General features: G+C 46.6%; 22 protein-coding genes, 6 tRNA genes and 1 riboswitch. Of the genes, 21 read left to right on the forward strand and 7 right to left on the reverse strand.

Translation table 11 applies throughout. The features are described 5' to 3' along the window. Window positions 1-21 precede the first annotated feature (21 nt). The 5 genes from AC5V8P_RS00605 to AC5V8P_RS00625 all read left to right on the forward strand — a co-directional run bounded on the left by AC5V8P_RS00605 (window position 22) and on the right by AC5V8P_RS00625 (window position 6,096). Window positions 22-1,299, forward strand: coding sequence for a hypothetical protein (locus tag AC5V8P_RS00605; protein WP_063207977.1), 1,278 nt, complete (start codon window positions 22-24; stop codon window positions 1,297-1,299). Between the two features lie 266 nt (window positions 1,300-1,565). Further along, window positions 1,566-2,762: an alanine racemase gene (gene alr / locus AC5V8P_RS00610; protein ID WP_063207979.1), complete on the forward strand. Its 1,197-nt coding sequence runs from the start codon at window positions 1,566-1,568 to the stop codon at window positions 2,760-2,762. Window positions 2,763-3,055: 293 nt separating this feature from the next. Beyond that, the gene (locus tag AC5V8P_RS00615) at window positions 3,056-3,337 is read left to right on the forward strand and encodes a CopG family ribbon-helix-helix protein (protein ID WP_063207982.1); all 282 of its coding nucleotides are present in this window, start codon (window positions 3,056-3,058) and stop codon (window positions 3,335-3,337) included. A gap of 6 nt (window positions 3,338-3,343) precedes the next feature. Continuing rightward, a complete protein-coding gene (locus AC5V8P_RS00620) occupies window positions 3,344-3,694 on the forward strand; it encodes a type II toxin-antitoxin system PemK/MazF family toxin (protein WP_007429335.1) in 351 nt (116 codons plus the stop codon). A 179-nt stretch (window positions 3,695-3,873) separates the two neighbouring features. Next, the gene (locus AC5V8P_RS00625; RefSeq protein ID WP_196771800.1) at window positions 3,874-6,096 is read left to right on the forward strand and encodes a Tex family protein; all 2,223 of its coding nucleotides are present in this window, start codon (window positions 3,874-3,876) and stop codon (window positions 6,094-6,096) included. 106 nt (window positions 6,097-6,202) lie between these two features. On the opposite strand, the gene cmpA is transcribed toward AC5V8P_RS00625, so the two are convergent. Further along, entirely contained in the window at window positions 6,203-6,337 is a 135-nt protein-coding gene (gene cmpA, locus AC5V8P_RS00630) for a cortex morphogenetic protein CmpA (protein ID WP_016821163.1), read from the reverse strand. Between the two features lie 142 nt (window positions 6,338-6,479). Between cmpA and AC5V8P_RS00635 the strand changes: the two genes are divergently transcribed. From AC5V8P_RS00635 to AC5V8P_RS00645, 3 genes are all read left to right on the forward strand, one after another. Next, complete coding sequence (locus AC5V8P_RS00635) at window positions 6,480-6,992, forward strand: SprT family protein (protein WP_063207988.1); 513 nt, start codon at window positions 6,480-6,482, stop codon at window positions 6,990-6,992. A gap of 44 nt (window positions 6,993-7,036) precedes the next feature. Next, a tRNA-Asn gene (locus AC5V8P_RS00640) sits at window positions 7,037-7,112 on the forward strand. Window position 7,113: 1 nt separating this feature from the next. Further along, window positions 7,114-7,202, forward strand: a tRNA-Ser gene (locus AC5V8P_RS00645). 170 nt (window positions 7,203-7,372) lie between these two features. On the opposite strand, the gene AC5V8P_RS00650 is transcribed toward AC5V8P_RS00645, so the two are convergent. Together AC5V8P_RS00650 and AC5V8P_RS00655 are read right to left on the reverse strand one after the other, a co-directional pair. Further along, on the reverse strand, window positions 7,373-8,248 hold the full coding sequence (locus AC5V8P_RS00650) for a Cof-type HAD-IIB family hydrolase (RefSeq protein WP_063207991.1): 876 nt from the start codon (window positions 8,246-8,248) through the stop codon (window positions 7,373-7,375). 72 nt (window positions 8,249-8,320) lie between these two features. Then, window positions 8,321-9,082, reverse strand: coding sequence for a DeoR/GlpR family DNA-binding transcription regulator (locus AC5V8P_RS00655; RefSeq protein ID WP_064795403.1), 762 nt, complete (start codon window positions 9,080-9,082; stop codon window positions 8,321-8,323). Between the two features lie 247 nt (window positions 9,083-9,329). On the opposite strand from AC5V8P_RS00655, the gene AC5V8P_RS00660 reads away from it, so the two are divergent. From AC5V8P_RS00660 to AC5V8P_RS00685, 6 genes are all read left to right on the forward strand, one after another. Continuing rightward, a tRNA-Glu gene (locus AC5V8P_RS00660) sits at window positions 9,330-9,401 on the forward strand. 86 nt (window positions 9,402-9,487) lie between these two features. Then, window positions 9,488-9,563: transfer RNA gene (locus AC5V8P_RS00665), tRNA-Lys, on the forward strand. Window positions 9,564-9,578: 15 nt separating this feature from the next. After that, window positions 9,579-9,661, forward strand: a tRNA-Leu gene (locus tag AC5V8P_RS00670). A 165-nt stretch (window positions 9,662-9,826) separates the two neighbouring features. Beyond that, window positions 9,827-10,282, forward strand: a complete 456-nt coding sequence (locus tag AC5V8P_RS00675) for a MarR family winged helix-turn-helix transcriptional regulator (protein ID WP_063207997.1) — start codon at window positions 9,827-9,829, stop codon at window positions 10,280-10,282. Window positions 10,283-10,467: 185 nt separating this feature from the next. Beyond that, window positions 10,468-10,842: a helix-turn-helix domain-containing protein gene (locus tag AC5V8P_RS00680; protein ID WP_063207999.1), complete on the forward strand. Its 375-nt coding sequence runs from the start codon at window positions 10,468-10,470 to the stop codon at window positions 10,840-10,842. An 89-nt stretch (window positions 10,843-10,931) separates the two neighbouring features. Then, the gene (locus AC5V8P_RS00685; protein WP_063208002.1) at window positions 10,932-11,315 is read left to right on the forward strand and encodes a helix-turn-helix domain-containing protein; all 384 of its coding nucleotides are present in this window, start codon (window positions 10,932-10,934) and stop codon (window positions 11,313-11,315) included. Window positions 11,316-11,433: 118 nt separating this feature from the next. Here AC5V8P_RS00685 and AC5V8P_RS00690 read toward each other — a convergent pair whose 3' ends face one another. Together AC5V8P_RS00690 and AC5V8P_RS00695 are read right to left on the reverse strand one after the other, a co-directional pair. Then, window positions 11,434-11,655, reverse strand: coding sequence for a Rha family transcriptional regulator (locus tag AC5V8P_RS00690; RefSeq protein WP_013369935.1), 222 nt, complete (start codon window positions 11,653-11,655; stop codon window positions 11,434-11,436). A 291-nt stretch (window positions 11,656-11,946) separates the two neighbouring features. After that, window positions 11,947-12,684, reverse strand: a complete 738-nt coding sequence (locus AC5V8P_RS00695) for an urease accessory protein UreF (protein WP_064795402.1) — start codon at window positions 12,682-12,684, stop codon at window positions 11,947-11,949. 262 nt (window positions 12,685-12,946) lie between these two features. Here AC5V8P_RS00695 and AC5V8P_RS00700 point away from each other — a divergent pair. Next, window positions 12,947-13,029 (forward strand) — tRNA-Leu (locus tag AC5V8P_RS00700). Between the two features lie 142 nt (window positions 13,030-13,171). On the opposite strand, the gene AC5V8P_RS00705 is transcribed toward AC5V8P_RS00700, so the two are convergent. After that, complete coding sequence (locus tag AC5V8P_RS00705; RefSeq protein WP_063208008.1) at window positions 13,172-13,657, reverse strand: glutathione peroxidase; 486 nt, start codon at window positions 13,655-13,657, stop codon at window positions 13,172-13,174. A 464-nt stretch (window positions 13,658-14,121) separates the two neighbouring features. Continuing rightward, window positions 14,122-14,293: riboswitch (cyclic di-AMP (ydaO/yuaA leader) on the forward strand. Between the two features lie 113 nt (window positions 14,294-14,406). On the opposite strand from AC5V8P_RS00705, the gene AC5V8P_RS00710 reads away from it, so the two are divergent. From AC5V8P_RS00710 to kdpC, 5 genes are all read left to right on the forward strand, one after another. Then, the gene (locus tag AC5V8P_RS00710) at window positions 14,407-14,802 is read left to right on the forward strand and encodes a hypothetical protein (protein ID WP_063208011.1); all 396 of its coding nucleotides are present in this window, start codon (window positions 14,407-14,409) and stop codon (window positions 14,800-14,802) included. 183 nt (window positions 14,803-14,985) lie between these two features. Next, window positions 14,986-15,063 carry a K(+)-transporting ATPase subunit F gene (kdpF, locus tag AC5V8P_RS00715; RefSeq protein ID WP_080567893.1) on the forward strand — a complete coding sequence of 26 codons (78 nt, stop codon included), beginning with the start codon at window positions 14,986-14,988 and terminating at the stop codon, window positions 15,061-15,063. Between the two features lie 141 nt (window positions 15,064-15,204). Then, window positions 15,205-16,881: a potassium-transporting ATPase subunit KdpA gene (gene kdpA, locus AC5V8P_RS00720; protein WP_064795401.1), complete on the forward strand. Its 1,677-nt coding sequence runs from the start codon at window positions 15,205-15,207 to the stop codon at window positions 16,879-16,881. Window positions 16,882-16,921: 40 nt separating this feature from the next. Then, window positions 16,922-18,952, forward strand: a complete 2,031-nt coding sequence (gene kdpB / locus AC5V8P_RS00725; protein ID WP_064795400.1) for a potassium-transporting ATPase subunit KdpB — start codon at window positions 16,922-16,924, stop codon at window positions 18,950-18,952. 19 nt (window positions 18,953-18,971) lie between these two features. Beyond that, window positions 18,972-19,700, forward strand: coding sequence for a potassium-transporting ATPase subunit KdpC (gene kdpC / locus AC5V8P_RS00730; RefSeq protein WP_064795399.1), 729 nt, complete (start codon window positions 18,972-18,974; stop codon window positions 19,698-19,700). A gap of 279 nt (window positions 19,701-19,979) precedes the next feature. Here kdpC and AC5V8P_RS00735 read toward each other — a convergent pair whose 3' ends face one another. Continuing rightward, complete coding sequence (locus tag AC5V8P_RS00735) at window positions 19,980-21,299, reverse strand: Nramp family divalent metal transporter (protein WP_064795398.1); 1,320 nt, start codon at window positions 21,297-21,299, stop codon at window positions 19,980-19,982. 315 nt (window positions 21,300-21,614) lie between these two features. Between AC5V8P_RS00735 and AC5V8P_RS00740 the strand changes: the two genes are divergently transcribed. Continuing rightward, on the forward strand, window positions 21,615-22,034 hold the full coding sequence (locus AC5V8P_RS00740; RefSeq protein ID WP_064795397.1) for an organic hydroperoxide resistance protein: 420 nt from the start codon (window positions 21,615-21,617) through the stop codon (window positions 22,032-22,034). Window positions 22,035-22,144 lie beyond the last annotated feature (110 nt).

A 22,144-nucleotide genomic window follows, 5' to 3' on the forward strand; every position in this document is an offset into this window, starting at 1 on the left:
TGTGCTGAAGGGGTTGATGACATGCGCCGGATTTCATGGATGCTTGCCATGGTCATGTGTGTAACGTTGCTGCTGGCCGGGTGCGGCAAGAAGAGCGCAGACGATGTGGTTAAAGATTTGAGTGACGTGGTGAGCGACCTGAACAGCTACCACGGTACAGCTGTGATGACGCTGCATACCGGCGACACGCCGCAGGAATACAAGGTGGATATATCCTATCGCAAGCCGTCCTATTACCGCATTGCCATGACGAACGAGAAAAAGGACGTTACGCAAATTGTGCTTCGTAATGATGAGGGTGTTTTTGTGCTGACACCCAGCCTGAACAAGAGTTTCCGATTCAAAAGCGACTGGCCAAACAATCAAGGTCAGGTATATTTATATGAAACGCTGGTTCGCAGCATTATCGGTGATGCCTCTCGTCAGCTGGCTACCGATGATAAGTCCTATGTGTTTGATGTGGCGGCGAACTACAACAGCCATGCGCTGGTCAGACAAAAGATATGGCTGTCCAAAAACAACTATGCCCCTACTCAGGTACAGGTATCTGATGCAAATGCCAAGGTGGTTGTCGATCTGAAATTTGATCAGTTCGCTTTTGATACGAAGTTTGACAAGGATTCCTTTGATATGGAACGGAATATGGCTTCAGGAAAAACGAGTGCAGGTAGCGAGGGAGCGCCATCTTCAGGGGCAGTGGATTCCAGCGGTCCGCTTGATGCCTCTGGTGCGTTAGAAGGAGCGACTGGCGTGACATCCAGTGAAGCCAGACAAGAGCAGGGAACCGCAGGGGGCGATGTCCAGCAGCCTTCTGGTGAAGCGAAGAGTGACGGTACAGCCACAGGCGATACGTCCAAGCCGGAAGCAGCAGCTAATGGAGAGGCGCAGCAGCCAGCACCAGGCTCAGTGGACGCTGCAACCGGAACGTCAGCGGGAACGGATGCCGCAGAAGCTGTGATGGGTGAATTTGGCTTGATCGAACCGTCCTATACGCCAGCCGGAGTACAGATCAAGGATACACCTGAGCTGGAGGATAATGGCACACATGCGGTGATGCTGCGTTATAGCGGAACGTATAACTATACCATTGTGGAGGCGCGTCCCAAAGATCGGGCGGTCGCACTTTCCGCAGGTGAACTGGTTGATATTGGAGGAAGCTTTGCTGTTTTGACAGGAAGCGAGCAGCAGACGATGACCTGGATGAATGATGGCATAGAGTTCAGAATCACCAGTGCTGACCTGCCTGTGAGCGAAATGATACAAATTGCCGCTTCTATACAGGATCAATCGGGTAAATAAAATTTTATAGACGGATGCAGACGGTCTAGAGTGTACAATGCTCTGCTGCCGCCCGTATCCGTCTTTTGTTCATTCGCAGTCTAAGATGTGCATCGCTTGTATATCCTGTTCTATTGTAGATATGGTAGAGGAGGCTGGCAAAGCTCCCTGCCATTGACAGCCAAGTCTTTGAACATTACCATTAACCTTTGGAAGCAAGGATTTTGCTACAACCAAATGGTAAAAGGTTACGTTACAGGCTAACAATTGAAGAAGGTGACTGGATTTTGCAAGCACAATACAGATCGACCCGGGCCGAAATCAACCTGGATCACCTTGGCGCCAACTATGAAGCCTTTCGCAAGGTATTGCCTGCGGATAAGCTGATGCTGGTCTGTGTCAAGGCTAATGCCTACGGACACGGTGCCGTAGAAATTTCAAAGGAAATGGAACGCCTTGGTGCGGATTATTTGAGCGTCGCTTTTCTGGATGAGGCTCTGGAGCTTCGTCATGCGGGGATTGAACTGCCGATCCTTGTACTCGGCTATACTTCGCCTGAAGCTGTCCAAACAGCTTGGGAGCATGATATCTCATTAACTGTGTTTAGTGAGGAAGTGCTGGAGGGTATTCGCAGATTGGACCGTCAAGGAAGCGAACGCAAGCTGAAGGTGCACATCAAAATAGACAGCGGGATGGGAAGGCTCGGTTTGCTGCCTGGAGAAGCGGCTGTCGCTTTTGTTCGGCAGGCTCGCGAATTAGAGCAAGTGGTGCTGGAAGGCATGTACACCCATTTTGCCCGCGCGGATGAAGAAGATAAAGGCTATACACTGCTGCAATATGATCGGTTTCGGGGCGTGGCGGATGCGCTAAGGGAACAAGGTATTACTTTTCCCATTATACATACGGGCAACAGCGCGGCCACCATTGATACCCCTTCCCTTTCCCCCAATATGGTGCGGATTGGCATCAGTATATACGGTCTGTACCCATCTGATGAGGTTAACCGGCAAGTCATTAAACTGTTGCCTGTATTGTCTTTAAAGACAGCAGTGGTTTATACCAAGACGCTTCCTCCCGGCTGGGGAGTTAGTTATGGCACCCGGTATGTAACCTCTAGTGAAGAGCGGATCGGCACACTGCCAATCGGTTATGCGGATGGATACTCCCGCATGCTAAGTGGGAAGGTCGAAGTGTTGATACGCGGTCGTCGCGTCCCTGTACTCGGTACGATCTGCATGGACCAGTGTATGGTATCCTTACAATCTTTCGCAGAGGATGCGGAAGAAATTCAAACCGGCGAAGAGGTTGTTCTCATCGGCCAGCAGTCCGGCGAAATGATTGCGGCGGACGAGCTGGCATCCAAGCTTGGTACGATCCACTACGAGGTGATCTGCATGATCGCAGACAGGGTACCGCGTGTTTACATGCGAAATCATGTTCCTGTCGTTCGGGTGAACTCACTTCTTCCAACCCGCTGGAATTAATTTCATAACGCAAATTACCGGATAAAAGCAGGAGTTTTCGTATAACGTCCCGAAATATGTACAAAGGAAAGAAAAGAGCGCTATAACTGTCAAAAGACGCATTAGGCTCCGCTGACACTTGTATTTCGGGGATCAAACGCCTGTACGAAAACGAACTGCGTAGTTTATAATGGAATGCAGCATAGATGATATACGAATATCATATACATTCTTTTATATTCCGTTTGAATAAATTACCGGGAATAACGTTATAATGGTACAATGGCGACAAGGTTTTGGGGGTGGAAGAGAAGTTGGCCAATTTGCAGAACACCAAAAGAATAATGATCAGTTTGCCAGATCATCTCTTGCAGGAAGTGGACGGGATCGTAGCTATGGAAAATTCCAACCGCAGTGAATTTATCAGGCAGGCAATGAAGCTTTATGTAAGTGAACGTAAAAAACGTTACATTCGTGAAGCTATGCAGCGTGGATACATGGAGATGGCTAAAATTAACTTGACCATGGCATCCGAAGCCTTTCACGCGGAGGAAGATGCAAACAGCACCTTGGGCCGTACAGTTAGCGGGGTGTAATCCATATTGATCGTAAAGCGCGGCGACGTTTTTTTTGCAGACCTTTCACCCGTAGTCGGTTCCGAGCAAGGTGGCGTCAGACCTGTGCTGATCATTCAAAATGATATCGGCAACCGGTTTAGTCCTACTGTGATCGTAGCAGCTATCACTGCACAGATTCAGAAGGCAAAGCTGCCTACACACGTGGAGATCGACGCGGCGACGCATGGCTTTGATCGTGATTCTGTTGTTCTTCTGGAGCAGATCCGGACGATCGACAAGCAAAGGCTTACCGACAAAATCACCCATTTGGATGAAGAAACCATGCGCAAAGTGAGCGATTCACTACAAATCAGTCTCGGTTTGATTGATTTTTAGTATGATGGAACGACGAGTGAAACGGGAAAAGGACAGCGCATTAGCGCTGTCCTTTTGCATGTCCGAAGAAAAATATAGGTAGGGCTTGCTTTTACGCTACCCGCTGGCGCTTTGAATCATTTTTTGTGATAATAAAAGATATGATGTATGACAAGAGCTGTGAGGAAGAAGGGATAGGTTTGTCTAACGAGGAAACAAAGACGGAAATTGGGCAGGAGCCGAACGAAGCAGAACGCCAAGAACGGATTGTCAAACAAGTGGCGAGTGAGCTGTCGCTGGCACTCAAGCAAATCCGGACAACGATAAGTTTATTGGATGAAGGAAATACCATTCCTTTTATCGCACGTTATCGTAAGGAAATGACAGGAGAGCTGGATGAAAATCAGCTGCGTGAAATTGAAGATCGCGTGCTGTATTTGCGTAATCTGGAGGATCGTAAGGTAGAGGTCATCCGCATTATTGATGAACAGGGTAAGCTGACAGAAGAGCTGCAAGCTGCTATCACCTCTGCGGTTAAACTTCAGGAAGTGGAGGACCTGTACCGTCCATATCGGCAAAAGCGCAAGACGCGCGCCAGTGTGGCCAAGGAACGGGGTTTGGAGCCGTTGTCCATCTGGATATGGGGACAGCCGAAGCAGGGTGATGCTTTGAAAGAAGCTGAAGCCTATGTAAATGCTGAGCTGGGAGTTGAAACCCCTGAGGCCGCCATCCAGGGTGCCTTGGATATTTTGGCTGAAAATATAGCCGATGATGCGACGATTCGCCAATGGGTACGCCGATATACACTGGATCATGGGATGTTGACCTCTGAAGCAAAGGACAGCGAGCAAGAGTCTGTGTATGAAAACTACTACAGCTATCGTGAGCTGGCTAAAAAAATGCCACCCCACCGTATTCTGGCGATTAATCGCGGGGAGCGGGAAGGTATTCTTAAGGTTGGTCTGGAGGTAGCGCCGGATTCGATTTATAATTATGTGGCGGGTCAAGTGATTAAAGGATCGTCCGTCGTAGAGGACCTGCTACGCAGTGTCATTGAGGATGCATACAAAAGACTCATCGCGCCGTCTATTGAACGTGAAGTGCGCGCTGAAATGACAGAGAAGGGCGAGCAACAAGCCATCTCTATCTTTGCAGGCAATTTGCGCAGCCTGTTGCTTCAGGCTCCGATCAAGGGGCGTCGTGTGCTTGGAGTCGATCCGGCCTATCGGACAGGCTGCAAGCTGGCGGTTGTCGATGACACAGGCAAGCTGCTGGAAGTGGCTGTAACGTATCCGACACCACCAAACAACAAGAAGCGTGAGGCTGCCGAAACGTTCAAGCAGCTGATTGCCAAATATGGTATCGAGTTGATTGTCATTGGTAACGGAACCGCATCGCGTGAGACGGAGCAATTCGTAGCCGAAGTTATCGCGGATATTGGCGACAGCAGTCTCGCATATCTGATCGTTAATGAGGCAGGTGCGAGCGTATACTCTGCCTCCAAGCTGGCACAGGAGGAATTTCCCGATTTGGACGTGGCTGAGCGCAGTGCGGCGTCTATCGCACGTCGTGTGCAGGACCCGTTGGCTGAGTTGGTTAAGATTGAGCCGAAGGCCATTGGTGTAGGTCAATACCAGCACGATGTGTCGCAGAAACATCTGGATGAAAGTTTGAAGGACGTTGTAGAATCGGCTGTTAACCACGTCGGCGTAGATGTGAACACAGCTTCCTCGGCGCTGTTGTCTTACGTGGCAGGGATCAACGCGACAATTGCTAAAAATATCGTTAAGTACCGTGAGGAGAACGGAAAATTCAGCAACCGCCGTCAGTTGCAGAAGGTGCCGCGGCTTGGTGCAAAAACCTACGAGCAATCCATTGGTTTTATCCGTATACCGGGTGGCGAGAATCCTCTGGATCGCACGCCGATCCACCCTGAGTCGTATGCTGTCGTAGACCGCCTGCTGGCGGAACTGGGCATCAGTGCTCATGATCTGGGTTCGAAAGCTGCAACAGAAGCGCTGAATGTGTCCAATATTGAGCAGTTGGCAGCGAAGCTGGAAGTGGGTGTGCCAACATTGCGGGATATTTTGGACAGCCTCCAGCGGCCGGGACGTGACCCGCGCGACGAGCTGCCATTGCCTGTATTCCGCAAGGATGTGTTGAAGATCGAGGATCTGGCACCAGGCATGGAACTTCAGGGAACTGTCCGCAATGTCATAGATTTCGGCGCGTTTGTTGATATCGGTATTAAAAGTGACGGGTTGGTTCATATTTCACAGCTGCGCAGTGGATTCGTAAAGCATCCGATGGATGTTGTATCTGTCGGTGATAACGTAACCGTGTGGGTGTTGAATGTTGATTTGAAAAAAGGCAGGGTAGGTCTGACCATGAAACCTCCCGCAGATGTGCAGTCACAGGCATAGTGGTTTAAATAAAGCTGTATAGCCTTTTATGAAGGTATAAAAAAAGCCGGAATCTCCGAACCATGTTTGGAGATTCCGGCTTTCCATTTGGGATGATTTTCTGCTTTTACCCGTTGTTGGCATCAAATTCTATACCAGGTGCTTTATGATAAAAAAACCAACAATCGTTTAACAGTTTAATTTGGCGTCGGTCCTTTTTGTAAAAGGCCCGCATGAGCTGGTTGCTGAGCCATTGAGGCAAGCCGATCCCCTCCTCTGCGTTACTTCTGTATGTTTAGCATATGGGGTGGATACCTAAAGTGTGCTTGTGAATCAGGGTTAGACTTCGGCCGTTATTTTATAATATGCTTGTCAGTATGAAGCAAAGGAGGTACGCCATAAGGATGGAGTCCAAGTCTCTGGGCAATTCAATGAAACTTTGCATGAGTAATGAAGAACTTCAAGCATGGGTAGAGCGCATCTCGCTGGAGAGCTTCGGCGTGCCGTTTCAACATCAAGCCACCTTTAACGCACGTCTGTCTTCTACAGGCGGTCGATATTTTATGAAAAGTCATCATATTGAAATTAATCCACATCAACTTGCAGCTTATGGACGTTCTGAGGTGGAAAAAATAATAAAGCATGAGCTGTGCCATTATCATCTGCATCTGCGCGGAATGGGTTATAAGCATCGCGATGCTGATTTCAAAGCATGGCTGGCCCGTGTAGGGGGGAGCAGGCATTGTCAGACTCTGCCGGGAAGAATGGGAAGAAAGCCTCAGCCTTATCGCTACAAGCTGGTGTGCGTTTCCTGTCAACATGAGTATATGCGCAAGCGTAAAATGAACCCACAGCGATATCGCTGTGGAAAATGTGGAGGTAAACTTCGTTTGTTGGCACTTGACGAAACCCCCTGATTCATGGTAAATTAACCATACTGTATGATAATTTACAGTAATGTTCCCTGATAGCTCAGTTGGTAGAGCACTCGACTGTTAATCGAGTTGTCACAGGTTCGAGTCCTGTTCGGGGAGCCATGGAGAGATACCCAAGTGGCTATAAGGGGACCCTCTGCTAAGGGGTTAGACTGCGTAAGCGGTGCGAGGGTTCGAATCCCTCTCTCTCCGTTGGGTGTTTATAAGCAGAATAAAGACGCTCGTATGCATGATGTGATGCTTACGAGCGTCTTTTTCGTCTAGATCTGTTTTTAAGAATTTGCTATATGTAAGACGGACGTGTTGCGTACAGCATGAAGCAGCGTTAGTCTGAGTTGTACGCAGTACGCAACGAATCCCTTCTATTTCACGGCGTCAGCCTCGACGGTTTTGAGTAGATTCAGCAGAGCATGGGCAACGCCATCTTCTACATTGGTCAGGGTAACGTCGGTGCAGACTGCCTTTATATCGTCTTTTGCATTGCCCATGGCGATACCTCTCCCAGCCATCGTTAGCATGGAAATATCGTTATAGCTGTCTCCGATCGCTACCGCTTCCTCCATGGGGATGCCCAGATGATTCGCGAGATAACGCAATGCATTACCTTTAGAAGCATCCTTGTGCTCGACTTCAAAGTTATGGTCTGAAGAGATGACCATGTTCAGGCCCTGAACATCCCGGTAACGTTCACGCCCTCGTTCCAATTTGGCATGATCAAAGGAGAAGCAGAGCACGTTATATATCTCTACATCCAGTGGAATCTGCTCATATGAAGCGATGCGGGTATGCCCGGTCTGTTCATATTGCTTTTCAGCTGCATGTAATAAAGTATCCAGCGAAATATCCGGGTTGGTACTCAGCAAGCGGTCCATTTCAACAGCAAGTAGCTGATGTCCCTTTTGTGGAGAATAAATGGCCCGGTCTGTCATGACCTCATAATAGAAGTTGTTATCCTCAAGCCAGCTCAGCACTTCAAATGTTTCGCTCCGGCCCATGGGAGTAGAGGTTAACTGGCGACGATGCACATCATGTACAGTGGCGCCGTTTGCTCCAATGACAGGAGTGACAAGCTCTGCTTCCTCTAGTTTCGTCCAGGCATCATAAGCGGCTCTGCCGGTGGCAATCGTCACTTGGACACCTTGCTGCTGCGCCTTGCGAATGGCCTCAGCGTTCGCTTTGCTTATTTTTCCTTCCTCGTTCAGCAGTGTTCCATCCATATCAATCGCGAACAGTTTCATTTCTCTCCAGCTCCTGTCTTTTGATCTCTCAGTTATATATTTTGAATCTAGTAAGAGGAATTAACTTCAATGCTACGAGGGGACAACCACTTCAATATCATGATGTTGCAAGATTTCCAGCATTGCTGGTTCTGGCAAACGATCGGTGATCACGATATTTATTTCAGACAAATCCGCAAAACGATACGGAAAATTGATTCCGAATTTCGAATGATCCGCAAGGACGATCACTTGATCTGCCTGTTTCATCATCTGATGCTTCAGCATACCGTCTTCTTCATGAATCAGGCTTAGTCCGTGAGCGGATATACCTCCAATGCCGATAAAAGCTTTGTCTACAAAATAGCGAGACAAAGTGGCGATTACGGCCGAGCCATATACATACCGGTGTTCTTTTTGCAGGTGGCCTCCCAACAGATGAATGGAGACACCGTCCTTTCTAGATAGCACGTCAGCCTGATTAATTGAATTGGTGATGACCGAACATTCGCGCACATTCAGTCTTTCTGCACATGCCTGTACGGTGGTCGAGGAATCCAATATAATACGATCCCTATCTCGTATCATGCTGGCAGCCAGTTGTCCGATGACTTGTTTTTCCTCTGATACAGTTAGTAGTCTTTCGTTATAGTTTCCAATTGGATCGTGATGCAGTTTAGGAAGAAGAGCGCCGCCGCGGGTGCGAATAATTTTTTGATGCTCCTCAAGCTTTACCAGGTCTCGACGGGCAGTATCCCGTGAAACATTAAAAATTTCACAAATATCATCCACCGAAATGCGCTTGTGAAGCTGTAAGTACTCCAAGATTTTTAACATTCGTTCTTCCTGATACATAGAAAGCTCCTCTAATATATAATAATTTCGGTATCTCGTAAGTGATTATAAGTAAATGTAAGTGATATTGCAATCGATTATGGTGATTTTTTAAGAAATAGAGAATTGAAGATAAGGAAGTGTAAGTGAATATGCATTTTTTTAATTATAAAAAAATAGTTTTTTTTAAATTTATAAAAATAAGTATTGTCATTTACTATTTTATTTGATATACTCTTTCTTGTCGTCAAGTTGGTGTATATCATAAGGCCCGTTGGTCAAGGGGTTAAGACACCTCCCTTTCACGGAGGTAACAGGGGTTCGAATCCCCTACGGGTCATTGTTGTCTTTACAGACTACATGTTGCATGCTTAAGGGAAATTCCTGAGGTCTAGTCTAGTGGCGGACAGCTTGGATGAACAGCATGAGCCATTAGCTCAGTTGGTAGAGCACCTGACTTTTAATCAGGGTGTCGAAGGTTCGAGTCCTTCATGGCTCACCATTTATATTTTGTTATGCGGTCGTGGTGGAATGGCAGACACGCTATCTTGAGGGGGTAGTGAGCGTATGCTCGTGGAGGTTCGAGTCCTCTCGACCGCATCAATGGAATAAACGGAAAAGTCTCTCGCGTTAGAGGCTTTTTTTATTTGTGCATTGATGGAATTAAACAATGATTATGATGAAATAATGATTCCATAGTATAATATGACGCCATAATGTTATAGAATAATAAATATATAAACTTATGAAGTGACGGTGAAAAATATGGACACTCAACTGTTAGGAAATATATCAGAAAATATTTTGGGCTTGTTTCCGATTGTGAAGAAGAAATTTTTCACCTACGGTCCGCTTGATCTTCCTTTGCATTTGTCACCTAATAACTTTCAGGTGTTAATGCTTCTGCGTGAAGTGCGTTCGTCTACGGTATCAGATTTGTCCAAACAACTTAACGTCTCACGTCCCAACATGACTCCTCTGCTGGATAAGCTGGTGGAGCATGGGCTGGCTGACCGCCAATCGTGTGACTCGGATCGTAGAGTTGTGAACGTAGCTATTACAGAAGAAGGCGACGCATTTTGTGAACAGGTATTTCATACTTTCTCCAATAAAATTCAAGAGCGACTGGTGTATCTTCCAGAAGAAGATTTGTTGCACTTGAGTGAAACGTTGAACGAATTGAAGCAGATTCTACTTAAAATCGATAACGCTACTACATGATTAGCATGAGCGAACTGACTTAAAAACCGCCCTTTCTTCGGAAAACGGGCGGTTTTTGTTGCATATTGTGGTATAATGAAAGCCAACATACATAATTCGGTAATTTTAGCACACGTGATCTTTGAATTAGGAACAGGGGACATGATATCGTTATTTGAGAGCCTGCTAGGGAGGAAGGGACTTCTATGCAATCTATTTACCAACGCATTGAGGAGCTCATTAAGGAACGAGGGATGACGAAAAAGGCGTTTTGTCAGCAGTTAGGCATTAGTACTGGAAACTTTGGAGATTGGAAAAGAGGAAAAACGACACCGGGCACGAATAAACTCATTGAAATCGCTTCGTTTTTTGATGCCAGTCTGGATTGGATTATGCTGGGTCGAGACGTGCAGGGTAAGGTGCTAAAGGAGTCGCAAGACCCTTATTTTTTTGAAGCTTCAGGGCAATTGAATTGCCAAGGGGAATCACTAAGTGAGGCGGAAAGAGATTTTATACTTGAGTATATTGAATTTACCCGCTTTCGTAAAGAGAAAAACCAGCACAATTCAACTACGGGTTAGTAATTTGCTGTGGGATTTGATGAGTGTGATCCAATGTACATGATTGGAAGTAATTAGAAAAAAGTTACAGCGTTCGGAGGGGAACCATTGTGGGAGATCAAACTATTTATCAGCGGATTGAAGCTTTAATTAAGGATCGAGGAATGACCAAGAAGGCATTTTGTGAGAAGCTTAAAATCAGTTCAGGAAATCTCGGTGATTGGAGAAGGGGAAAAACAACGCCGGGTACCGCCCATTTGATTCAAATTTCGGACTTTTTTAATGTATCGCTCGATTGGTTGATGAAAGGGATCAAGCCGGGGGAAGGCGTGCTTCAGGAGCAGAAGGCTGCTTATTTTTTTGGGGTGATGGGGCCACTGAATTGCCAGGCAGAAGATCTGGAGACAGAGGAACAGAACTTTATTTTAGAATATGTTGAATTTGCCAAATACCGTAAGCAAAAAAGGGAGAAGGACAAAGTAAAGCCTGAGTAACTTATGGCTGAGTATCTGGGTGAACAACCCGTAAAACGGACTGAGGGGTTCGGTTTACGGGTTTATTTGGTTGCTCGATCATTTGGCGGCATGACTGTTGTTGAAATACTTGTTGAGATTAGTGCGGTGTCGCCTCCTTATAATCGTTATCGTCGATATTCAGAATTGCAGCAACTTGTTTTCTGTACCTCTGTGCTTTGCGGGTGCCATGAATCAGATTGGACAAGCGTGAAGGCGGGATGTTATGTGTCTCACAAAATGTTTTCTGATCCAGTCGAAGTTCGACAAGCCTTTGTTTGATGGCCCACCCGAAGGAGGTGACAGGCATTTTGTTGTTCAAGAGAAATCGCCCCTTACGGATTCTTGCAGAATAATTGGTGTGATATAATAATCATCAGTAAACATGTTAGAATTAACCATCTAAAACTATGATACACTTTTATACGTGTTTATACAATCGTAAATACGTTATTTCGTTAAAAAATACTTAATTAAGTGTATGAAGTGTAAATAATCCGGCTATAGAGTGTTATTGGTGTGAATTCGGATAGATGAATAAATAAATACTCTGCCGCTTGAGGAAAGGACAGAGTATTTTTTATTATGACTGTTAGATTGGTGAGATGAAGCATCAGAGGGATGCTGGAAGGCGTTTAAACAGCTCTGGGGAGGAAAGGGACCTGGATGCATCCAATTGGCTACTTTGGCTCATATAGGGTGGCTGAGTGATGTAGGATTTGGTTCGATGTTTGTGGAGAAGGTGACGCTGAAATGAGCTTGGCTTAGGTTTGTTAGACTTCTTCCAGGTGGTGAGCAGCTCGCTGGTCATGCGAGCAATAAGAGAATTTTTTTCCTCGTAAGGAGGATTGAGCAGTCTGAAGGCATCTTCGACACAGAAGGATACCGCTGTGGCAAAATAGCCGTGAATGGTCTGTTCTATATCAGTGTCGAGGAGGAAGTTAATCCAAGTGTGGACAGTAGCAAGTGTGCCGATTGCCTTGTATTGAATGAGTGTGTCTTCCAGTTGGTCAAATTCTAGCCAAGGATAGAGAGCCTTTGTGAGCTTGAGCAGACGCTGACTGGAAAGTCGCGACTCTTTTATATGCTGCGAGGAAGGATGTTGGGTATACAGCATTTTATCAATAAGGGCGATTCGCCAACCGTCATTCTGCTGGATGGCGACATACAGATTTTTGATGGCCATGCCGTCAAGGGTTGTAATGTGAGGATACCACTCGTCCCGCATGTAATGCTCCAGATCTTGTAGACTGTTCAAGTATCCATTGCGGAAACGTTCCTCCAGTCCGTGAAATCGGGTGAAACCACCAACGGGTAGGGAAGGGTCCAACAATAATGCGTAGTTTAGCAATCGGTTACCTTTATGCAGGATGGTTCGCCTCCTTGAAGTGAATACCTATGTAACATTATTTAACTTAATATTGTTTATAATGAGTTAACTTAAATAATTATGTAATATATATTTACATAATTGAATATTTTATGTCAAATAAAATATTCTTATGTCTCATATATGTTATATAAAGTAACATATAAAATAATTATTATATTTCTGTTTACAAATTGTTGCTGAGAGAGTATAATAAATCTGTTGCCTCAATACATTATGACATGCGGTCGTGGTGGAATGGCAGACACGCTATCTTGAGGGGGTAGTGGGCGTACGCCCGTGGAGGTTCGAGTCCTCTCGACCGCATTATGTGCAATACCTAGTTAAAGAGCATCCTGACACGTTTTATGTGAAGGGATGCTTTTTTTTGTTAACTTTCTTTATACATCCCGCCACAGAAGCGACCCATGACAACGGATCGCTCGTTAACTGTTATGAAGAAAGATTGTCAGTTTTCCTGCAAAAGCTTTTCAATATCTCCTGCAAGCTTATCTGGAGTGGTTTGCGGCGCATAACGCTTAAATACATTACCTTTTCGTGTAATTAAGAATTTAGTAAAATTCCATTTGATCGCTTTAGAGCCCAATACGCCCGGAGCAGTGTGGGTCAGGTAACGAAATAAAGGGTGAGCTTGATCACCATTGACATCTGTTTTGGCGAACATCGGAAAGGTCACACCATAATTGAGTTGGCAAAACTCGGAGATCTCCTCGTTGGAACCCGGCTCTTGTTTGGCAAACTGGTTGCTGGGAAATCCCAAAATTTCGAGCCCCTGTTCATGATACTGGTCGTATAGCTCTTGTAGTGCTTTATATTGGGGGGTTAACCCACATTTGCTGGCAGTGTTCACGATAAGAAGAACTTTCCCTTCATATGTGGATAAAGGAATTTGCGCTCCTTGCAGGGTCTGCGCATTATATTCATATACGCTCATGCTATTCCTCCTCGTTCAATAGTCTACAATTAAATTGTAAACAACTCAAGGGGAGGTTGCAAGCCAGGAAGAGTATACAGGCATTGAACTATTGTAAAATCATCTTTTGTTCAAAACGGTAAATTGCGCTTCAAATGGGGCTAATTGAGGAGTTCTTTCTCATAAAAACGGGTTTAATCGGTAATTATCTGGTACATATAGCGTATTTTCTTTCCTTTTTACAATTAAGGAGCAACCATGCCTTACCCTACGCCAATATTGACATGCCTTTCATTTTCAAAAAGGGGTGAAATATAGAGATTTCGAGAGATGTGAGAAGCATAGATGTGTTGTAAGCGTTATTATTAATCTTTTATGCTCTAAAGGTCGATTTATAGCCTTGCTGTTGAGCTTTACAGTCTTCCTTGCACGGGTGTATGATTCAAGACGTAATTTCAAATTAACAACAATGAAGCAACAACGAATTGTCTAAAGCGCTGAATTTTGCAGTTGCAAAAGCGGGGGAACCAACGAACATGTACGGCTTTGAAAGCCGCGTGTCTCATGGGGTGAATTTTTCGGTCAAGTGCCGTAAATAGGGCGACTCTCACGTCCGAATCCGACAGCTAACCTCGTAAGCGTACAGGGAGAGGCAACAAACCGCCGTGTGCAGCCATGGTTTATTTTATCATGGAATGTATGAAGCCGGAGGAAGCCTTTTTCCTTCGGCTTCTTTTTGTTGTCTTTTTATACCGGGAGAGGAGCTACTGATGGAAGGTCGGTTAATTATTGTCACTGCACCGAATGAAGCGGGCAGAAGTTTTGTGAAATTGCTCATGTTCAAAAAATTGGCGTTTGCAGTTCTCACAAACAGTACCCAGGAGGAACGACAGCTCAAAAAAATGGGTGTGGAGCACATTGTGCGCATCAATACGATGCAAGCGGGAAAATGGAATTTTCCTAGTAAAGAAATTGGGAGTGTGTATTTGTTCGAAAACAGCTTGAATTTGACTTGCCGTTTCCTGCAAATATGTCGGCCACTAACATCAGAACCGATCTATGTTATTACGCACGGCTGTAATCCACAAGGAATTTATCGGGGATTGGGAGCGGACCATGTGATCTACACATTGAACGGAGAGGTGGGTTTCTTGCTGAACGGATAAGCACTTATAACATAGCTGGTTTAAGATTTTATGATGGAATCAAAAGGACAATCTGAGGAGCGATACGGAGGATAGGAACATGATGGATTTATACATGCTGCTCGTAATGGCTGTGAGTTATGGAGTGATATTGCTGTTTATACGCTGGTGTGATGTGCAGACCTCAAAAGGAGGGCGAAAAGGATGATCGTTGTGCTAGGGCTCACGGTTATTGTGTTCGTGTATTTAATCTACGCACTCCTGAATCCTGAAAAGTTCTAGTCAACGATAGGATCGAGCAGGCGGGAACAGCAGATCAAGAATGAAGCATCAAGGGCATATTCGCAAACGTGTGCACTCAATGGATGGTCTGAATTAGGTCTGTTGTTCCAAATGCAGGAGCATTTTAAGGAGGAATAGAGGATGGAGCTACTGCAAATTGGAATTGTGATTGTCATATTGCTGCTCTTGGTTAAGCCAGTGGGGACCTATATGTATCACGTATTTTCAAATGAACCGAATCGGACGGATCGGATTTTTGGTGGAACGGAAAAGCTGATTTATAAGGCTATAGGCTTGAAGAAACAGGAAAGCATGCGTTGGACCACATATGCTTTGAGTTTCATTGCAACCAATGTGGTGCTTGCAGGGATCAGCTACCTGCTATTGCGCTTGCAGGCGATACTCCCGGGCAATCCGGTTGGAAACAGTAATATGGAAGCATCATTGGCCTTTAATACCGTAATCAGCTTTATGACCAATACGAATCTCCAGCATTATAGCGGTGAAAGCGGGCTTACGTATCTGACACAGATGGCGTTCGTCACGATGATGATGTTTACTTCGGCTGCATCCGGATTATCGGTTGCTGCAGCTTTTATGAGAGGTTTGACGCGACGTGGTGAAGGGCTGGGCAATTTTTTTCAGGATTTTATTAAAGCCATCATACGGATTTTCCTGCCGCTTGCCTTTGTGCTTACGCTGGTGCTGGTAGGGCTAAAGGTTCCGCAAACGCTACAACCTACGGCGGATATTACAACTTTAAGTGGCACACAGCAGCAGATTGCTATGGGGCCCATTGCCTCACTGGAATCCATCAAGCATTTGGGCACGAACGGGGGCGGTTATGCTGGAGCTAATTCTGCGCACCCTTTTGAGAATCCAAGTCCTTGGACGAACGTACTGGAGATTCTAGCCATGTGGGTAATGCCGGCTTCGCTGCCGTATACTTTTGGCTTGTTTGCCCGTAATCGCAAGCAGGGCTGGATTATTTTCAGCTCGATGATGGTATTGTTTCTTATTTTTCTATCCATTACATATGTGTCGGAGAAGACAGGTAATCCGTTAATCCAGACACTGGGGGTGGATGCATCTCAGGGAAGCATGGAAGGGAAAGAGGTTCGTTTCGGCATTGGACAATCGGTATTATTCACTACGGTCACAACGGCGGCAACGACAGGTTCGGTCAATAATATGCATGATACACTGACCCCGCTAGGTGGTATGGCTGCTTTGGGAGAAATGATGCTAAACGTCATCTTTGGCGGCAAGGGCGTCGGGCTGATGAATATGCTGATGTATGCGATTCTGGGAGTGTTTATATGTGGACTGATGGTCGGAAGAACCCCGGAATTTATGGGTAGGAAAATTGAAGGCAAAGAAATGAAGCTGATTGCGATTGCCATTTTGGTACATCCGTTTCTCATTCTCGCTCCAACTGCGCTTGCGTTTATGAGCCATTGGGGATACGATGCAGTCTCTAATCCCGGATACCACGGGTTGACTCAGGTGCTTTATGAATATGCATCATCTGCGGCAAATAACGGTTCGGGATTTGAAGGTCTTGCGGATAACAACGTGTTTTGGAACGTAACAACAGGAGCCGTTATGTTCTTTGGGCGATATGTATCCATGATTGCATTGCTGGCTGTAGCGGCTTCATTGAATGCCAAAGCACCGACCCCGGTGACGACAGGCACACTGCGCACGGACAACAAGCTGTTTGGAGCTATTCTAATCGGAGTTGTCCTGTTGATTGGTGCGTTAACCTTTTTGCCGGTGATCGTATTAGGGCCTGTAGCTGAATTTTTGACCATGTAATGAAGAAGAAAATGAGAATGGATGAACGGGGTGCTTGATCATGAAGGAAGAACGCAAACGCATGCTGGATAGAAGCATCTTGAAGCAGGCGGTCAAGGATAGCTTTATAAAATTAAATCCGATGATCATGATGAAAAATCCTGTCATGCTCGTCGTAGAGATCGGTACATTGGTCGTGCTGCTCATGCTGCTGCTTCCCGGTTATTTTGGAGTCGGTAATGAGATGGGCTTTAACTTGGCTGTTTTTATTATTCTGTTGTTTACATTGCTTTTTGCTAACTTTGCCGAAGCGCTCGCAGAGGGACGGGGGAAGGCACAGGCTGCTTCCTTGAAAAAATCCAAGCAGGATTCACAAGCTAATAAGCTCGTCGGGAATGAGATTCAGGTGGTCAGCTCGACAGCATTGCGTAAAGGTGATGTGGTAATTGTTTCTCAGGGCGAAATGATTCCAAGCGATGGTGAGGTCATTGAAGGTCTAGCCTCGGTGGATGAATCTGCGATTACGGGAGAGTCGGCTCCGGTCATCAAGGAATCGGGCGGTGACTTTTGCTCGGTAACTGGCGGGACGCGGGTGGTCAGTGACCGCATTAAGGTGCGGATTACAACTGAGCCGGGTGAGACGTTTATTGATAAAATGATTTCGCTTGTAGAAGGTGCACAGCGGCAAAAAACGCCAAATGAAATTGCGCTGAATACATTGCTGATCAGCTTGACAATTATTTTTCTCATTGTCGTGGTGACGCTGGCCCCGATAGCCCGTCATTTTAAGATTGATTTGCCTGTTCCCGTGCTGATTTCGTTGCTGGTCTGTCTGATACCGACCACGATTGGCGGGCTTTTGTCGGCCATTGGGATAGCTGGTATGGACCGGGTTACCCAGTTTAACGTGCTGGCTATGTCAGGCAAGGCGGTAGAAGCATCCGGGGACATCAATACGATGATTCTCGATAAAACGGGTACGATCACCTTTGGAAACCGGATGGCAAGTGAATTCGTGGTGGTGGATGGTATAGAAAAGGCAGAGCTAGCGAAATGGGCGGCGATGAGTTCACTCAAGGATGAGACGCCAGAGGGACGCTCAGTACTGGAATTGATGCGCAAGCAGGAATATACACTGGACGAATCCTTGGCAGCAGGTGGAGCCTTTATCGAGTTCAAGGCAGAAACCCGGATGAGTGGTCTGGATCTCGCCGATGGACGAAGAGTACGTAAAGGCGCCGTGGACTCTGTTCGGCAGTGGATTGTATCACAAAAAGGCAGTGTTCCGGCCGATCTGGAGGAAAAAGCGAATCAGGTAGCTGCAGAAGGAGGTACACCGCTGGCAGTGGCGCTGGATGATCGGATATACGGCATTATTTATTTGAAGGATACGGTGAAGCCAGGTATGAAGGAGCGCTTTGATCAGCTCCGGGAAATGGGTATCCGTACGATTATGTGTACCGGTGATAATCCACTGACCGCTGCGACCATTGCACGTGAAGCAGGTGTGGACGACTTTGTTGCAGAAAGCAAGCCGGAGGACAAAATCGCGGTTATCCGCCGTGAGCAGGAGCAGGGCAAGCTGGTGGCCATGACCGGAGACGGCACCAATGATGCGCCTGCGCTGGCTCAGGCAGATGTCGGTCTTGCCATGAATAGCGGTACGGTCGCGGCCAAGGAAGCTGCGAATATGGTGGACCTGGATTCCGATCCGTCCAAAATTATTGAGGTGGTCGCCATCGGGAAGCAACTGCTTATGACGCGCGGGGCATTGACAACGTTCAGTATTGCGAACGATGTTGCCAAATATTTTGCCATCATTCCGGCGATGTTCATGCTGGCCATTCCGCAAATGGGTGCATTGAATGTCATGGGGCTGGGTTCCCCGTTATCGGCTATTTTATCGGCGCTTATTTTTAATGCAGTCATTATTCCACTTCTGATTCCGCTCGCAATGAAGGGTGTAAAGTATAAGCCGATGAGCTCGGATCGTCTGTTGGGACGGAATTTACTGATTTATGGGCTGGGCGGTATGGTGGTACCGTTTGTCGGCATCAAGGCCATTGATTTGCTAGTGCATTTGTGGATTTAGCGCAGAAAGGGTGAGCGACATGAGTGGTTTTTATCGGATGTTGTCTGGACGCAGATTTGCCGCACATGAAAAAGCAGGATTTGGGGGACAAGGTCATAACATACGTACAGGAACGAAGGCGGTAGCGGAAAATCAACCGGGAAGACAAGAGATGCGAGGAAGTACAGTTATTGGAGTGGCTTTACGAACCTCTGTGCTAATGATCCTGTTGTGCGGATTGGCATATCCGCTAGTCAGCACAGGGGTAGCGCAGATCCTGTTTCCGCAGCAAGCAAATGGCAGTATGCTTCGTGATGCGGAGGGGCGGGTGATCGGTTCTGAGCTGATTGGACAGTCCTTTACCAATCCCGCTTTTTTCCAAGGCCGGGTATCAAGTATTGATTACAATGGGGCAGGCTCAGGCTCAAGTAACTATGCGCCGTCCAATCCGGCATTGGTGCAGCGGATCAAGGATTCTATTGCGGATTGGCAAAAGCATAACCCGGATGTACCCATCAACCAGGTCCCATTGGACCTGATCACGAACTCTGGCTCCGGGCTGGACCCGCACATCTCGCCACAGGCGGCACAGGCTCAAATTCCGCGTATTAGCAGCTTGACGGGGATTGAGCAGGACCGGCTGAAGGCACTGGTGCAGGAGCAGACAGAAGGCCGCAGCGCCGGGGTGTTCGGCGAGCCGCGTGTGAACGTGCTCAAGCTGAATCTCGCGCTTGAAGCGCTAATGAAGGTTAAGCCAGTTAAGCCATAGATGGATGAAAAAGGTATCCCCTAGCGATAAGTTTGGAGGGATACCTTTTTTCTACAGATTGGGATATTCTGGGGTGGGTCGCTGCAAAGGAAGTATCATTATTTGATGGACATTTGGCTTCATCCCAAGAACCATTACACGTGTTGTGCTCACTAGCATTCTACAATTGGGGAGTATTCCATTTGTGATGGGTACAGGGAGCATGAATAAAGAGGTATTCCATGGCTATTTTACCTCCTGGAATACCTCTTATTTTACTGGTTACTTTCAAACAGCCTGTCAGCCTGAAATTGTTTGGATGATGAGTACCACATTTAAGATAATGATGATCCCGGTCACGATCCAGGTTAGTGCCTTTTGCCACATTTTATTCGCAAATTCACCCATAATCTTTTTGTCACTGGTAAAGAGCAATAATGGAATGATGGCAAAAGGGAGCTGGATGGATAAAATAACCTGACTCAGCACAAGCAGCTCTTCGGCACCTTTTTCACCCGCAATTGCTGTGACGATAACCGCTGGAACAATCGCGATAAGGCGGGTTACCAAACGACGTAACCAAGGTGAGAGTCGAAGGTTCAGGAAGCCCTCCATCACAATTTGTCCGGCTAAAGTGCCTGTTACGGTCGAGTTTTGACCTGAGGCGAGTAACGCCACCCCAAACAGTATGCTCGCAAGTGTGGTTCCGAGTAAGGGCGAAAGCAGATAATAGGCATCACTAATCTCTGCTACATCTGTTTTTCCTGCTGTATGGAATACGGCAGCTGCTACGATCAAGATGGCTGCATTAATGAATAGAGCGAACATCAGCGCTATACTGGAATCCCAGGTCGCAAATGTAATAGCTTCCCGTTTACCTGCCGATGTCTGCTCATATTTGCGAGTTTGTACAATAGAAGAATGCAGATACAGGTTATGCGGCATTACGGTAGCGCCCATAATACCGATCGCAATGTACAGCATGCTTGGATTCGTCAAAATTTGCGAGTCCGGTACAAAGCCCCCCAATACGCCGCTCCATTCCGGCTGTGCCAAAATGAGGTTAATGCCAAAACAGCCGGCAATCGTAGCCATTAATACAATGACGAGGGTTTCCAATGCCCGAAAGCCTTTGTTTTGCAGCAGCAAAATGAGCATAACATCAAATGCGGTAATGATGACCCCGTATAGTAACGGTAGACCGAACAGCAGCTTCAGCGCAATGGCTGAACCGATGACCTCAGCCAAATCCATGGCTGCAATGGCAATTTCGCATAAAAACCATAAGCCAATCGCTACAGGGCGACTGTAGGCGTCACGGCACATTTGAGCCAAATCTTTACCTGTGGCAATGCCGAGCTTGCCGGCTAGGGCTTGCAGCAGGATAGCCATCAGATTGGAGATCAGAATGACACTAAGCAGTGTGTAGCCGAATTTCGATCCACCAGCGATGTCTGTGGCCCAGTTGCCGGGGTCCATATAGCCGACAGCGACCATATAGCCGGGTCCGGCAAAGGCGAGAAATTTTCGAAACCAGGTGCCTTCCTTCGGGACGCTTAAAGAACGATTCACTTCCGACAGTGAAGCGATTTCCGCGAAGTTGCCCTTTGAATTTTTCATACGCTTCACCTTCTTTATCCATGTTGAATTATATTATTAGTGACAGAGCGATTGTGTTATCCCTATTGTACACCCACAATAGTTTTTGTCTAGTGCAACTTTTATGTGGACAAGCAAATTTGTCGTATTTTTGAAGGAGTTGACCATTTTAATAAAGGTAAACAATGAAAAAACAAGCTATATTGCTCTCAAGGGGGAGTTTTAAAATGATTCATTTTGCTTGGCTTGTTTAAAGTACATACGAGAGGGAAATCATGTATTAACATGACGAGAATTCCTGTGGAATGCAAAAAAGTGAGAAGGAGAGATGAAATCATGGAGGCGTTATACACAGCATCAGCAACAGTACATGGTGGGAGAGACGGTTCAGTTGCTTCTTCCGACGGGGTCTTGAAGCATAAGCTGAGCACGCCGAAGGAGCTGGGTGGCGCAGGTGGAGACGCTACGAATCCGGAGCAGCTGTTTGCGGCAGGCTACGGCGCATGCTATGAGAGCGCGTTGGCGAATGTGGCCCGGAAGGCCAAGGTAAAGGTGGACAATGTAGAGGTCACCAGCCACGTATCGATCGGCAAGGACCCCAGCGACGGCGGCTTCCAGCTAGCGGTGCGTCTGGATGTGAAAATGCCAGGAATCGAGCGTTCCCAGGCCGAAGATTTGGCGCGCCAAGCACATGATTTTTGTCCGTACTCCAAAGCAACTCGCGGTAACATTGATGTTGAACTCAACGTCATTTAACCGCACTTTTAAAATTTCTACATGCAGCCGCCGATTGATCGGCGGCTTTTGCACCTAGATCTTGAGCTGCTGAGATTTGCGACCATTTGACATCATCGCCAAAATTCATT

It is taken from the genome of Paenibacillus sp. N119s, from assembly GCF_059447605.1.

Excerpts from the sequence above, each read along its gene's own strand:
- AC5V8P_RS00605 (WP_063207977.1), top strand. The coding sequence starts at position 22 with ATGCGCCGGATTTCATGGATGCTTGCCATGGTCATGTGTGTAACGTTG.
- AC5V8P_RS00635 (WP_063207988.1), top strand. The coding sequence starts at position 6,480 with ATGGAGTCCAAGTCTCTGGGCAATTCAATGAAACTTTGCATGAGTAAT.
- AC5V8P_RS00650 (WP_063207991.1), bottom strand. The coding sequence starts at position 8,248 with ATGAAACTGTTCGCGATTGATATGGATGGAACACTGCTGAACGAGGAA.
- AC5V8P_RS00655 (WP_064795403.1), bottom strand. The coding sequence starts at position 9,082 with ATGTATCAGGAAGAACGAATGTTAAAAATCTTGGAGTACTTACAGCTT.
- AC5V8P_RS00675 (WP_063207997.1), top strand. The coding sequence starts at position 9,827 with ATGGACACTCAACTGTTAGGAAATATATCAGAAAATATTTTGGGCTTG.
- AC5V8P_RS00680 (WP_063207999.1), top strand. The coding sequence starts at position 10,468 with ATGCAATCTATTTACCAACGCATTGAGGAGCTCATTAAGGAACGAGGG.
- AC5V8P_RS00705 (WP_063208008.1), bottom strand. The coding sequence starts at position 13,657 with ATGAGCGTATATGAATATAATGCGCAGACCCTGCAAGGAGCGCAAATT.
- AC5V8P_RS00710 (WP_063208011.1), top strand. The coding sequence starts at position 14,407 with ATGGAAGGTCGGTTAATTATTGTCACTGCACCGAATGAAGCGGGCAGA.
- kdpF (WP_080567893.1), top strand. The coding sequence starts at position 14,986 with ATGATCGTTGTGCTAGGGCTCACGGTTATTGTGTTCGTGTATTTAATC.
- kdpA (WP_064795401.1), top strand. The coding sequence starts at position 15,205 with ATGGAGCTACTGCAAATTGGAATTGTGATTGTCATATTGCTGCTCTTG.
- kdpB (WP_064795400.1), top strand. The coding sequence starts at position 16,922 with ATGAAGGAAGAACGCAAACGCATGCTGGATAGAAGCATCTTGAAGCAG.
- kdpC (WP_064795399.1), top strand. The coding sequence starts at position 18,972 with ATGAGTGGTTTTTATCGGATGTTGTCTGGACGCAGATTTGCCGCACAT.
- AC5V8P_RS00735 (WP_064795398.1), bottom strand. The coding sequence starts at position 21,299 with ATGAAAAATTCAAAGGGCAACTTCGCGGAAATCGCTTCACTGTCGGAA.
- AC5V8P_RS00740 (WP_064795397.1), top strand. The coding sequence starts at position 21,615 with ATGGAGGCGTTATACACAGCATCAGCAACAGTACATGGTGGGAGAGAC.